Annotated in this window: 10 protein-coding genes; 8 read left to right on the top strand and 2 right to left on the bottom strand. The window is 45.2% G+C overall.

Annotated features, from left to right (window positions below; all coding sequences use genetic code 11):
- Positions 1 to 23: 23 nt before the first annotated feature.
- The 6 genes from JAO78_RS00515 to JAO78_RS16815 all read left to right on the top strand — a co-directional run bounded on the left by JAO78_RS00515 (position 24) and on the right by JAO78_RS16815 (position 8747).
- Positions 24 to 3488 (top strand): hybrid sensor histidine kinase/response regulator, encoded by a 3465-nt coding sequence (locus JAO78_RS00515; RefSeq protein ID WP_226749395.1) that lies wholly within the window; start codon positions 24 to 26, stop codon positions 3486 to 3488.
- Between the two features lie 159 nt (positions 3489 to 3647).
- Positions 3648 to 4898, top strand: coding sequence for an HlyD family secretion protein (locus JAO78_RS00510; protein WP_226749394.1), 1251 nt, complete (start codon positions 3648 to 3650; stop codon positions 4896 to 4898).
- A gap of 32 nt (positions 4899 to 4930) precedes the next feature.
- Positions 4931 to 5257 (top strand): hypothetical protein, encoded by a 327-nt coding sequence (locus JAO78_RS00505; RefSeq protein ID WP_226749393.1) that lies wholly within the window; start codon positions 4931 to 4933, stop codon positions 5255 to 5257.
- Between the two features lie 60 nt (positions 5258 to 5317).
- Complete coding sequence (locus tag JAO78_RS16820) at positions 5318 to 5929, top strand: CPBP family intramembrane glutamic endopeptidase (RefSeq protein ID WP_369413457.1); 612 nt, start codon at positions 5318 to 5320, stop codon at positions 5927 to 5929.
- A gap of 550 nt (positions 5930 to 6479) precedes the next feature.
- Complete coding sequence (locus JAO78_RS00495) at positions 6480 to 6647, top strand: hypothetical protein (protein WP_226749392.1); 168 nt, start codon at positions 6480 to 6482, stop codon at positions 6645 to 6647.
- A complete protein-coding gene (locus JAO78_RS16815) occupies positions 6648 to 8747 on the top strand; it encodes a peptidase domain-containing ABC transporter (RefSeq protein ID WP_226749391.1) in 2100 nt (699 codons plus the stop codon).
- Between the two features lie 14 nt (positions 8748 to 8761).
- Here JAO78_RS16815 and JAO78_RS00485 read toward each other — a convergent pair whose 3' ends face one another.
- Together JAO78_RS00485 and JAO78_RS00480 are read right to left on the bottom strand one after the other, a co-directional pair.
- Positions 8762 to 9412 carry a response regulator transcription factor gene (locus tag JAO78_RS00485; RefSeq protein WP_226749390.1) on the bottom strand — a complete coding sequence of 217 codons (651 nt, stop codon included), beginning with the start codon at positions 9410 to 9412 and terminating at the stop codon, positions 8762 to 8764.
- A 67-nt stretch (positions 9413 to 9479) separates the two neighbouring features.
- Entirely contained in the window at positions 9480 to 11723 is a 2244-nt protein-coding gene (locus JAO78_RS00480; protein ID WP_226749389.1) for a TonB-dependent receptor, read from the bottom strand.
- Positions 11724 to 11893: 170 nt separating this feature from the next.
- Between JAO78_RS00480 and JAO78_RS00475 the strand changes: the two genes are divergently transcribed.
- Both JAO78_RS00475 and JAO78_RS00470 read left to right on the top strand, forming a co-directional pair.
- Entirely contained in the window at positions 11894 to 13195 is a 1302-nt protein-coding gene (locus JAO78_RS00475; protein ID WP_226749388.1) for a GntP family permease, read from the top strand.
- A gap of 11 nt (positions 13196 to 13206) precedes the next feature.
- The gene (locus JAO78_RS00470) at positions 13207 to 14370 is read left to right on the top strand and encodes an E22 family MetX-like putative esterase (protein WP_226749387.1); all 1164 of its coding nucleotides are present in this window, start codon (positions 13207 to 13209) and stop codon (positions 14368 to 14370) included.
- Positions 14371 to 14379: the final 9 nt, after the last annotated feature.

Genomic DNA, 14379 nt, shown 5'->3' with positions numbered 1-14379 from the left:
TATTGACGAGCTCTGCCTCTGCAATGATTCAAAATGGTAGCGGTATCGGTTTAGCCACCCTTGCCGCCATATCACTGCTGTATTTGTTGGTGCTATATTGCGTTGGCCTGTTCGGCCGACGAATTACCGCACAGCATCCGCTTGCGCCCTGGGTGTTTAGTTTAGCCTTATCCATATATTGCACATCCTGGGCTTTTTATGGCGTTACGGCTCAAGCCGTGGTAAATGGCTGGTGGCTGCCCCCCACCTATATTGGCTCTTTTATCCTGTTTTGGTTTGGCTTTAAATTGCTCGCCCGCGTCGCTGTTGCCTGCCGGCGCTATCGCATCACCTCTATTGCAGACTTTATTGCCACCCGTTTTGGCCATTCGCGGCTGTTAGCGGTGATGATCACGTTAATTTTATTGATGACGGTGATCCCCTATATCACGCTGCAACTGCACGCCGTTGCGACCAGTATTAACACCCTCGTGAAAGTGGAAACCGGAGAGCATTGGTATACCGATACCGGGCTTTATGTGTGTTTATGGATGGCAGTGTTTGCGCTGCTGTTTGCCGGTAAAAACGCACGCGCCCACCAGCCGAACCCCGGTTTAATGACCGCCATTGCCTTTGAGTCGCTAGTTAAACTGTTTGCGTTGTTAGCCATTGCGATATTTGTTGCATGGGGCATCTTTGACGGCGTAGGTAACATCTTTGAATTAGCCGCCGACAGTAACGCTGTACAGCAAATTCAACGTCAGCGCTTGCCTACTTACACCTATTGGATCCATGTATTACTGGGTTTTGCGGCTACCCTTTGTTTGCCTTGGTTATTCCATGTCAGCTTTGTCGAAAACCAAAAGTTGAGCCATTTGCGCAACGCGCGCTGGGTTTTTCCGCTGTACTTATTATTAATGGGCGCCTTTAGCCTGCCCTTAGGTTTAGCCGGTATTATGTTACTGGGTGAAAACGCCAATCTCGATTTAGTGATTCTACAACTGCCGCTCGCGGCTAATCGCACCGATATCGCCTTGCTGGCATATATTGGCGGTTTCTCGGCGGCCACCAGTATGGTTGTGATCGCCACCGTTGTACTGGGGATTTTGATCACCAACGAATTGCTAGTGCCGTTATTGTTTCGTCGAAACAACCTAGCCAATGATCAACAAAAACTGATTAAAGTGGCGACTGTACGACGTTTAGCCATGATCGTGGTACTCACGCTCGGTTTTATTTACTACCGATTTATTGGCACTGGTACGGGGTTAGCACAGCTCGGCTTAATGGCATTTGCTTTAGTGGCACAGTTAGCACCCTCGCTAATTATGGGGCTGTTCTCACGTCAAATTAATCGACGAGGAGCCATAACAGGTTTGGGCAGTGGCGCCTTAATTTGGGCTTATGTATTGCTGTTCCCTGAACTCGTGCGAGCCGGCATTATCAGCAGTCAAATACCTTTAACCGGGCCTTTTGGCGTAAGTTGGTTAGCCCCACAACATTTATTTGGCTGGCAAGGCGATAGTATTACCCTGGGGGTATTACTCAGTTTAAGCGTTAACTGTTTAATGACCCTCCTGGTGAGCCAATTAACCAATACCGGTATTAGTGAGTGGCTACAAAGCGGCCGCTTTTTGCGCAGTAGCCGTGAAGCCCCAGCCAGACCATTACAGCAACTGACCATTCAAGAGTGTTACTTATTAGTTCGACGTTTCGCAGGAGAACGCGAAGCTCAGCGCCTGTTACAACGCAACACCAAAGACAACCAAAGCGAATTGCAGCGTTTAGCGCCGATTAATGTAATTCAAGCCACTGAGCGCAGCCTGGCAGCAGTATTAGGCGGCGCTTCGATGCGTTTAATTATGGATGCCAGTGGTCGACATGGCCGTTTGCCGATGGAAACCGTTGAACGCTTTGTCGACGAAGCCAGCCAAGTTTTTCGCTTTAATCAGAATTTATTGCTCTCCACTATTGATAACATCAGCCAAGGTATCGCCGTAGTCGATGCCGATCAACGCGTTATTGCCTGGAATCAGCGCTATATCGAGATGTTTGATTACCCACCGGCGATGGTCGAAGTAGGTCGCCCAGTTGCTGAGTTAATCCGTTTTAATATGCAACGCGGTTTAATTGATAGCGCCGATATTGAAAGCGAAGTGGCTAAACGCATTGGCTTTTTACGCCAAGGCAGTCAATATCGGGTGCAGCGCGAACAACAAGATGGTCGCGTGTTAGAGATACAAGGTAACCCCTTACCCGGCGGCGGCTTTGTTACTACCTATACCGACATCAGCTCTTTTATTGCCGTGCAGCAACAATTAGAGCAAAGTAATCAGCTACTTGAACAACGCGTAGCCGAGCGCACCAGCGCCTTACAACAGTTAAACGCCCAGCTACAACACACTCAGCAACAGCTTGAAATAAGCACCCAAGCTAAAACCCGTTTTTTTGCCGCAGCCGGTCACGACTTAATGCAGCCTTTTAATGCGGCAGCCTTGTTTGCGAGCTTGTTACGGCAAAAAGTGACGGAACCCGAATTAAAACAATTAAGTGAAAACTTGAGCCACTCCCTCAATTCCGCCGAGGAATTACTGACGGCTATCCTCGACTTAACCAAACTCGATTCAGGGGTGATTAAAGCCCGTCATCAACCGGTGAGTGTGCAAATATTGTTAGAAGATATTGCCCGTGATGCCACCATTTTAGCCGAGAAAAAGGGCTTACAATTTAAGCTGCATAGCACAAAACTAGTAGTGAATACTGATCGCAAACTGTTAAAACGTGTCCTACAGAATTTACTGGCGAATGCCATCCGTTATACCCCTGCAGGAAAAATTGTTTTAGGTGTGAAACGCCGCAGCGAGCAACTCCAAATTTGTGTATTGGATACCGGTGTTGGTATTGCGCTGGCTGATCAGCAACGTATTTTTGAAGAGTTTCAACAAGGTAGCCAACCCGATCAAAAAGGCTTAGGGTTAGGCTTAGCGATTTCTCACCGGATCAGCGCTATTTTAAATCACACCTTAACGGTGCAATCGGTGGAAGGCCGCGGCAGTTGCTTTAGCTTGTTATTACCTCGCGCCCACTTGGTACCGGCACCGCTTGAGAGCACTGCAACAATTAGCGATATTAGTGCCAGCTTTGCCGGGAAAAAAGTACTGCTACTTGATAACGAACCACAACTGCTGCATGCCGTCGCTGCGTTACTGCAAAGCTGGCAATGTGAAGTGCTCGCTTTACAACAGCCTGGTGATGTTCTAGCCGCACTACAACAAGGCTTTCAACCCGATCTCTGTTTATTTGACTATCACCTCGATAATGGTGCTACCGGTATCGACGTTGCGATTCAATTAACCAGTCACTTTGCCCTCAATGTTCCAGTGATCATTCACTCTGCTGATCATGATCAATTAATCCGAGAACAAGCACTAAGTAGCGGTTTCTATTTCTTGCTGAAACCTCTAAAACCCGTCGCATTAAAACGTTTATTTCAGCGTCTATTAAAATAGCGCCAGCTCTCTTCGTTTAAAACTTAAATAACATCCTTTTTATAATTACGCGGCATTAACAATAATGTTTTTATAAAAAATTATTCTGTTGATTTGCTTTACGACTTTCAAGCCATAAACTATCTTAAAAATCACTTTTAATTAACAATAAAATGACAAATGAGCCAGCAGCCTTTATTTAGACAAGCCGCACTGAAACAGCAAGCGCAGCGCTTAGAGGGAGAGGTGGTGATCGCCCAACCGCTCAGTAGCACTGTGCTGACAGTCAGTTTATTAGTGCTGGTTTGCGGTATTGTCATTTTTTTAGCTCAGGCTGACTTTAATCGTAAAGCCACCGTCAATGGTTATTTGCAGCCAGATATGGGTATCGCCAAGGTGCATGCCGCACGTGCAGGAGTGATCAGTGAACTTTATGTTGCAGATGGCGCTATGGTCAGCCAAGGTCAAGCGCTGATGTTATTGAATGTGCCGGATTATCTTGCTGAAGGCAGTAGCTTGGTCGGTAGCTTAAACCTGAGCTTGCAACAGCAACAACAATTACTGACCTCGCGGCGCGAACAACTCTTGCTGCACTTTCAACAACAGCAGCAAGAACTGCAAAGCCGCTTAGGCTATCAGCAGGCCTTACTCGCGGAACAACAGCAGCAAACCGCCCTGGTTGCCAATCGGCTGCAACTGCAACAACAACGCTTAGATAAGCTGAGCAGCTTGCAAGCAAAAGGCGCCATTAGCGAGCTGGATTGGCAAGTACAACAAGAAAACCTGCTGTTATTAAAACAACAAGTCACTGAACAGCAATTAACGCGGCAAAGTCAGCTCGCCGCACTGTCACAACTTGAGGGTCAGCTGCAGCGTTTACCTACGGAGCAACAGCAGCAACTCGCTTTATTAGAGGCAGAATTTTCACGGCTGCAGCAGCAACAATTAGAACTGCAAGCGCGCAATCAATTGCTGATCACCGCCCCAGTCAGCGGCCGAGTCACCAATTTAGTGGCTGAATTGGGCAAATACACCCATAGCCATTTACCTTTATTAACTATTTTACCCGAGCAAGCACAACTGCAAGCCATCTTGTTAGTACCCACCCGTGCTTTTGGGTTTGTTAGCCCAGGCCAACGCACTCGCTTACGCTTTGACGCCTTTCCTTATCAGCGTTTTGGTTTATATGAAGGCGAAGTATTAACGACCGGCGAGGCGATTTTGTTACCGAATGAAGTAGAAATGCCGATTGCTATTCAAGAGCCCGTCTACCGCGTCGCGGTAGCACTGGACTCGCAAGAGATCCGCGCTTACGGCAGCAGCGTCCCGCTGCAATCGGGCATGCTGCTAAGCGCAGATATCGTGCTTGAGCAACGCAGCTTATTAAGCTGGTTGCTAGAGCCGATTTTCAGCCTGAAAGGGCGTCTTTAACCTTAACTGTAATCGTCTCTAGGAGAGATATTATGCAAGAACTTACATTTGAGCAAGTTGAAGAAGTGAGTGGTGGATTTCAAGGTCTTACTGGGCCAGAAGATCTTTTTCATCAACTTACTAGCTTTTATATGATTGACAGCAGCATTGGCACAAATGGTGGACCTACCAATAAATGCAAATCTAGGTTAGGTGCATTATCATGTCTCGCAGAAACTGCAGGCCTTGCTGCATTGTTTAATGATATGGTGGATTTTGTTTCTACCAACGGTCCTGTGGCCTGGGATTCCTTTGTTGAATATGCCAACGAGAAAGCTCAACAGGTAAACGAGAATGGCGGTCCTCGTAAACGTCTTTAAGTCACAAAGTATAAAATCGGGGGAGGAAACTCTCCCCTCTTTAAGGAATTAATCGTGTTAATGTCAAAAATATACAATTACAGTACAATTTTTGGAGCACTCGCAGTAACAATTTTATTGTACTTTATAGCTTCAGTTATGTTTGGCATTAGCGAAAGAGAAAAACCAATACCACATGCTACACTGATGACTATTATCATTATTTCACTCTGCTTCTTTAGGAACTTTAGAAGGGAGCTAAAAAAATCAATACGTATAATTCCTGCAAATCAAGCTTTAGAACTAACTATTTGCCTTGTTTTTGTTTTTGCCTACCACATTATTGCTTCTGAAAGATCTCTGCTCGTCCATGGGGATGGAATTGAAATCAATGCACACATAGCTATTTTTATGGTTAGCTCGATTCTTATATCACCAATGGTAGAAGAAGTTCTGTTTAGGGAGGTTCTTTTTAGGAACCACATTGAAAACTCAAAATTTCAGATTTTTGGATTGGTACTTTTTTCAACTTTATTTGCGTTGCTCCATCCGTCAGAATCATTTTACTTGATTTTTCTCCTGTCATTAGTTCTTTATTCAGTCCGGCTAAGGACTAATAGTTTGGTAGCTTGTATTCTTATACATTCTACATGGAATTCATTGTTTATTTTTACATGGATATTTGGCGTATAAATGAAATCAACATTAGCGATTTTGGCTGATGGTTGCTTGAGCCGACTTTTATACCTGCAAGGTCGATTATAACGCTAACAAGAACAAACCTCTAAACACTAATAACGTTTCAGAGATAGAAAATTTTCAAAAGTTAAAATTTGAGCTGTTTGATGTATGAATGGTGTTTTCGACCAAAGCACATTTGTAATTCTTTCATCATTAACCGACTATTCTCAAGCACGTGAAGGATTTTGGGATTCTTTCTTAGTAGCTAGTTTTATAGACAACAATGCTGGTCGGTATAATAGGCAAACAGATGGCATTCTAGGCAGAAACTTCACCTCTATGGAAAAAAATTCATAATTGCCATTTCAGCATATTTAAGTGCGAAATTTGGTAACTCGTTTAGAGTTGAAGTTTTTTACATATAGGAACAATACTAGCGGAAACAGTACTGCTCTATGCGGATATCAACCAACAGTTCCGGATTACATGGTGCCATAAATTTTAAATCAACTTACGGATTAGGTAATTATTAATAATGGCCTAATCTATTAGAGGTGATGAAATGAAAAAAAATACAGTATCCGTTCCTAATGCAATAACAACAGTCGCTTTTTACTTTTTATTGAGCACACTTATTCCACAAATCTCATTTGGTACTTCGGCAACGGCATTAGCAATACTCACCGCTGTTTCTTATTTTTTGTATTCAGCCTTTGCAAAGAAAAAATAAGTGAAATTATTACACCAGTCCGAAGCCGCCGAGTGCGGCCTAGCCTGTATGGCGATGGTGGCCAATTATTATGGCCATCAGCTGGATTTAACCACTTTACGTAGCCGCTATAACGTGTCGCTAAAAGGCACCAATTTGCAGCAGTTGATGCTGCTGGCTAACCAGTTAAACATGTCTGGTCGGGCCTTAAAACTAGAGTTAGATGATTTAAAAAAGCTGCAAACGCCCTGCATACTGCATTGGGAAATGAATCACTTTGTAGTGCTTAAAAAAGTGCATCGTAATGGTATTACTATACTAGACCCGGCAATGGGCGAGCGACGCTTGTCCCTTAAAGATGTGGACAAGTCATTTACCGGCGTTGCGCTAGAGTTAACTCCCACTAGTGAGTTTGAAAAAGTGGATGAGCGGGTAAAGCTCGGCCTTACCGCATTCTGGAGCAATATACGCGGCGTAGTGCCAGCCCTAGTTAAGCTGTTTACTTTATCACTCATTTTGCAAATATTTGCCCTTGCTTCGCCATATTATACGCAACTGGTCGTTGATGAAGTATTGGTCAGCCATGATAAGCCTTTGTTATTAGTGCTGGCACTGGGTTTTGGGTTACTGATGCTCATTCAATTAGTCGTAGGAGTACTTCGCAGCTGGATTGTGCTACACCTTGGCACAATGATGAGTATGCAAATGGTGACTAACCTGTTCCGTCATTTGCTGCACTTGCCAGTGCCATTTTTTGAAAAACGGCATATGGGCGATATTACCTCGCGTTTTGGCTCGCTATCAGCCATTCAGTCGTTACTCACTACCAGTCTGGTGGAAGGGCTGTTAGACAGTATTATGGTGGTTATCGTCTTTGCCATGATGTATCTGTATAGCCCTCAGCTAAGTTTTGTTGTGGTCGTGGTAGTACTGCTATATGCCTTGGTGCGTTGGGCATTTTACTGGCCAATGCACAAGTTGACTGAAGAAAGCATTATTACCTCGGCTAAAGAACAAAGTGTTTTTATGGAGTCTATTCGTGGCATCCAAAGTTTAAAGTTGTTTGGCCAGGAAGTGCAAAGGCTTAACCTTTGGCAAAACCGCCATACTGAAACCATTAATGTCGGTTTCAGATTAGCTAAGTGGGGTATCAGTGCGGGTGTTGTTAATCAGTTGCTTTTTGGCATTGAGGGTATTTTGATCATTTACTTGGCGGCTAACTTAGTAATGGCTGGCGATATGACAGTTGGAATGATGTTTGCCTTTGTTGCATATAAAAGTCAATTTACAAGCAGGATGAGTAATTTAATTGGTATTATTGTACAGATTAAAATGACTAAACTGCATTTAGATCGCTTGGCCGATATAGCCCTTACAGAGAAAGAAGATGTAGGCGATAGTGGAGACAATAGAGAGCTGAAAGGTGAGCTGGATTTAGAAGGGGTCAGTTTCCGTTATGCCAACACTGAACCGTGGCTATTTGCTAACTTGAGCCTTAACGTGAAAGCCGGTGATAATATTGCGATTATTGGACCATCCGGTACCGGTAAAACTAGTCTAATGAAAATTATGCTTGGATTATTGCCGGCAACAGCGGGTAAAGTTCTGATCGATGGCATTGAAATAACACAGTTAGGCTTGCGTCATTACCGCAGTCAAATTGCTGCGGTCATGCAAGATGACCAATTGCTGTCTGGCACGCTGGCAGAAAATATCAGTTTCTTTGATGCAGAGTGTGATTTATCAAGGGTATCTGAAGCGGCAAAACTCGCGGGTATCGATCAAGATATAAATGCGATGCCGATGGGGTATAACAGTTTGGTGGGGGATATGGGCAGTTCCCTGTCGGGTGGCCAAAAACAACGCGTTTTGCTGGCCAGAGCACTGTATCGTAAACCGAAGATTTTGTTTATGGATGAGGCCACCAGCCATTTAGACGTACAATTAGAGCACTATGTTAATCAGGCTATTAAGCAACTTAATATGACGCGTATTATTATCGCGCACCGGCCAGAAACCATATTGAATGCCGCACAGATCTATTTATTACAAGATGGTCAGTTACTAGAGATTACCCAGCAATACAAAGCGCAGTTTCAGCTTGCGACTGAGCCTACCTAACAAAAACGTACTGATTAGTCATACTGTTCAGGTAGTTTTAACTTCTCAAATAAGATACCGGCCAAGGTACGATTATTGACATTAAGTTTGCGCAAAATCGCTGACACATGTTGCTTTATCGTGGTTTCTTGCACATTCATTTCATAGGCAATTTGCTTATTTAACAAACCATCGGCAATCATTTTTAACACCCGAAACTGCTGTGGGGTGAGTTGTTCTAGCCGCTGCGCAAAGTCATGATCAATTAAAGCACGGGCGTTTTTCACATCATCGGCTAACTCGGTGGGTAACCAGGTATCGCCATTGGATACGGCATTAATGGCTTCAGACAATAATTCTAGCGGTGCTGATTTAGGAATATAAGCAGCCGCACCGAGCGCCAATGCTTGCTTAATAATCACCGGATCTTCTTCTGCAGACACCATGATCACCGGCACATCAGGATATTCTGTACGAAGTGCGGTAAGGCCCGTGAAACCTTCGGAACCTGGCATTTTTAAGTCGAGAAAAATAAAGTGAGTATCAGGATGTTGACGGAGTAAGGGCCAAACTTGCTGCATGGTTTGTGCCTGCAACAACAAGGCATCTTTACCTAAAATCGCCGCGCAAGCTTGCGACAGTGCAACGCGGAACAAGGGGTGGTCATCAGCAATAATAGCAATCATAACAATACTTCAGGACAATTTTGCCCATAATGAACCGGGGCTTTCGCCCCGGCAAGGTTTTTCTAGATTAGAAACGATAGCCAACAGTCAAACTTACTGTCCGTGGGTCAATGTAATAACCAGTAATCGTCTGCTCACCCGCTAACAGCGCAAAGTTGTAACCGGCAATACGCGCTTGCTTATCACCTAAGTTTTTACCCTGTAGCGACACATCCCAGAAACCATCATTTGAGTACCAGTTTACGCCGGCATTAATCAAGGTATAGCCGCCGTAATCAAGTACTGAAGGTACTTCAAAAATTTGCGTCGCGCCGCGATACGCTAAGTTAGCATTAAACACTAAGCTACCAAAATCGGTTTCTACGGTGTAACGGCTCGCTAAAGTTGCAGTTAATTCTGGCGTATTAGCAAATCCCCAAACATTAGAGACATCCACCACCGCTTGCGATACTGGGTCAAAGAACTCTACTTTGTTAAACGACGCGTCAATGTAACCGACAATCGCGGTGATTTCCAAATCACGGGTTGCTGCAAATAAGGCTTCCACTTCAGCACCGTTAATATCGGCGCTGGCCGCGTTTAATACTTGCGAGGCAACGTTATTACCTACCGCACGTTGCACGGTAACTTGCATATCTTCATAAGAAGAATGGAAGACCGCCGCATTCATACGTAAACGCTGATCTAACCATTCACTTTTTATACCAAACTCATAGGTATCAACGGTTTCTTCTTGGTATGGGTCGGTGGCGTTAGGGTTAACAATTTCAACTGCACGCATATCAAAACCACCCGATTTAAAGCCATCGGTGTAGCTCACGTAATACATTAAATCATTACTGTACTGGTACTCTGCACCTACACGTGGTGAGAAATGGCTAAAACTTTCGCTACCGCTAAAATCGGTTTGTACTTGTAATAAGGTACCTGGCGCAGCAGCATCACGTGGGCCTTTGTAGCCTAAATACAATCTGCGGTCTAAGGTCGCATCTTTGTCATCTTTGGTGTAACGACCGCCCGCGGTTAACGATAGCTTGTCAGTTAACTCGTAAGTACCTTGAGCATAAGCGGCAATACTGTCGGTGTCTACACAACCGCCATTTTCGACAGTCACACCTGCACCAGCCACAATAACAGTACCGAAGGCACCGCAGGCTTCACCGGTGTAATAATATAAACCCGAGGCCATTTTAAACTTATCGCCACTAAATAATAACTGCAGCTCTTGAGAGGTTTGCTCATCTTCGTAAAACGCCGGTACATCTAAAGACTGTAATGGCGTAGAGTCAAAATCAATATTGGTATCGGTAACACCTTTGCGTCTGGCGGTCACCGATTTCACCGTCCAGTTATCGTTAAGATCCCACGTTAAGGTTAACGATTGACCTTCCGTATCCACTTTGTTGTCAGCGGGCATACTGGTATAGGAGTCGTACACGCTGTCAGTTAATGGCTGATTAGGAACCAATAAACTTGGCGTTAAACGAAAGCCGCCTTTTGAATTCGACTTATCGACTGTTTTATCGGCGCTGAAGCGCACGCTAAAATTGTCTGCGGCATTCCACTGCACACTCACACGGCCAGATTGCACATCTTTGTCGTAGTTATCAGCACCGGTATTTAAATAAGTACCAAAACCATCACGGTTAAAGCTGGCAATGGCGCCGCTGATAAATAAGTTATCCGTTAAACCGACCTGGCCCGATACTTTAAAATCTTGCTGATTATCAGTACCGATGGTACCGCGCACAGCAAAAGCCGTATCGCCGGTTAGTTCTTTAGTAACATATTTAACCGCACCACCAATGGTATTACGACCATATAAGGTACCCTGTGGACCACGCAGAACTTCAATACGTTCTACATCATAAACATCTAAGGCTGCACCTTGCGGGCGAGCCATATATACGTCATCAATATAAATACCTACGCCAGGCTCAAAACCCCATAACGGATCTTGCTGACCAATACCACGAATATAAGCCGTTAAAGTGCTATTAGTACCGCGTGATACTTGCAAAGTGGTGTTCGGTGAGTATTGCTGAACCGACGTAATATTATCGATACCACGCTGGGCTAATTCTTCTTCACCAAGTGACGTTACTGCCACGGGTACCGTTTGTAAGTTTTCTACTGTGCGTCGAGCAGTCACTTCAATTCGTTCTAATTTTACTTCATCGTCATTGCTATTGCTTTCTTGAGCGAAAGCAGGCGCCATTAAACAGCTGCTTACGGCTAATGCCAAGAGACTGGGTTGAAAGAAGCGCGGGTAGATCGTTGAAGCTTGCTCAATCTTATTATTCTTGGCCATGGGGCTCTCCTGTTGATTGCAGATGTTGCTGTCTATTTGAAATTATAGATTTGTAAGTTGTTGTCCATAGAGTAGCCCTGATCGCAGAAATATTAACCTGTACCTTAGTACTATGGTGAGGCAGAGCAGACTGTATCAGACTAAGAAAAAATAAAAACAAGGATTACTCCATGTTAAGTCTGTTCGGATTATTACTGGGTTTGGGTTTACTCATCGTGTTAACGATGCGCGGCTTCAACCTCTTCATCACCGCCCCACTCTGTGCGCTGTTGGTGGCGTTAACAAACGGTATCCCCTTTTGGCAGCTAAACGATAAGCTCGATTTTGTGCATGGTTATATGGCAGGCTTCTCTAGCTTTGTCGCCGCGTGGTTCCTGATGTTTTTACTCGGCTCCTTATTTGGTAAGTTGATGGAACACAGCGGTGCGGCAGATGCAGTCGCCTTGGCGATTGTCAAACGACTAGGCCATACCCGCGCTGTGTTAGCCATTGTGTTAGCGTGTGCCGTATTAACCTATGGTGGTGTCAGTTTATTTGTCGTGGCTTTTTCTGCTTACCCCATGGCGGTGAGCTTGTTTAAAGGGGCCAATTTACCACGGCGCTTTATTCCAGCCACACTAGCCTTGGGCTCTGTGACCTTTACCATGACGTCAGCAGGCTCTCCAGAAATTCAAAACTGGATCCCAATCCCATATCTTGGCACCACCCCTTACGCTGGGTGGCAAGTCAGCATCATAGTCGCGGTTTTCATGGCGGTTGGCGGCTATTTAGCGCTGATGTGGATGATCAAAAATGCACAAGCAAAGGGTGAGCAATTTGTCAGTCGCGCCAGCGATCCGACGGTTACCGATAAACCGTTACCGCATTGGCTAACGGGGTTAATTCCTTTATTAGTGGTGTTAGTGACCTCATTTTTATTACACGACAGTTTACAGCAAGCAGCCTTAATTATTGCCCTAACCGGTGGTGTCGTTAGTTTGTATTTATTAACCTTCCGTTTTATTCACAACCCTGGCGCGGCTACCAATGAAGGCGTGCTAGGTGCGTTACTCGCTATCGGTAATACCGCTGCCGTTGTCGGTTTTGGGGGTGTGGCTAAGCTAACGCCCGCGTTTAATCAAGTGGTTGAATATATGACGCATTTACCTGGCCCAGAGTTAATTGGTGCGGCGGTCGCGGTCAGTGCCATTGCAGGGTTAACCGGCTCGGCCTCGGGCGGTCAAGTTATTGCGTTACCTGAAATTGCGCCGACTTATTTAGATCGCGGTGTCGATGCCGAACAACTTCACCGTGTCGTGGCGATCTCATCCGGCGCACTCGACTCACTGCCGCATAATGGCTATGTCGTTACGACTATCCGTGCTATCTGTGGCGAGTCACATCAAAATGCTTACTGGCCGGTCGCCGTGGTTAGCGTATTGATGCCGGTACTTGGTGTGATATTAGCCATTACCTTGTTTCAATGGTTTTAAGGAAAACAGTTATGCGTTCTATTTATTCTTTGCTGCTAGCCAGCTTATTGCTGTTAAGTAGCTGCAGTTCAGCTGAGCCATTACTCGTTACTAAACAAGCGTTTAGCATTGATAACTTTAAAACCGATAATGGCCAAATTATTCATCCGGTAAAAGTAGGTTGGGAAGCCTATGGCAAGCTTAACGCTGATAAGTCTAATGTGATTCTTATTACACATTTTTTTTCTGGCACGTCGCATGCTGCCGGTAAATATCATGCGGATGACGCCGCACCGGGTTATTGGGATGCGATTATCGGCCCTGGCAAAGCCATTGATACTAATAAGTTTTATGTAATAAGCGTCGACACACTCGTCAATGCTAATGTGTATGATCCTAATGTGATTACCACGGGGCCTGCAACCATCAACCCTGCCACCGGCAAGCCCTGGGGATTAAGCTTTCCCGTTGTCACCGTCGGTGATTTTGTCGAAGTGCAGCGCCATTTATTAGATAGCCTCGGTATTAAAAAACTGCATGCGGTAATTGGTGCATCAATGGGCTCTTTTCAAGCGATTGAATGGGCGGTGCGCTACCCAGAGCGGGTTGAACGCTTATTACCGGTGATTGGCACAGCATACATTGATGCCTGGGCTGCGGTGCGCTTAGAGCGCTGGGCTTACCCTATTAAACACGATCCCGCTTGGAATAAGGGTGATTATTATGAACAAGGTCAGCCCCGTGCCGGTTTAGCCACTGCCGTGGCTTATATTACGCAAGACGCGCTTTATCCAAGCAGTTTTAATGCACGTTTTCCTGCTCCTGCTACAGATCGCGCGCCGCACAATGATATTTTGGCGCCTTTTTCAGCTTGGCAACAGTTGATGGAACAAGCCGCCACGCGTGCCAGTGTGCAAGATGCCAATCATATTCTTTACCTCATTCGAGCATCGCAGTTATTTCGCGCCGGCATGGGCGATAACTGGCAAGCGGCATTAGCCAAAGTGACGGCGAAAACGCTGTTTTTACCGGCGACGGGTGATCAATTATTACTAGCGGAGATGTCGAAACAAAGCGTTGCGGTAATGAATCAAGACAATGCTACTTATGCTGAAATTCCCGGGCAATTTGGTCATTTAGATGGCGTGCTGAATATTAGCGCTGTTGCTGACAAGATCGCGGCATTTTTACGTTAAGCCAACTTT

The organism is Alishewanella maricola (genome assembly GCF_016343785.1).
In the GTDB taxonomy this organism is placed as follows: Bacteria; Pseudomonadota; Gammaproteobacteria; order Enterobacterales; family Alteromonadaceae; genus Alishewanella; species Alishewanella maricola.
This window is presented reverse-complemented; position numbering and strand designations above follow the sequence as displayed.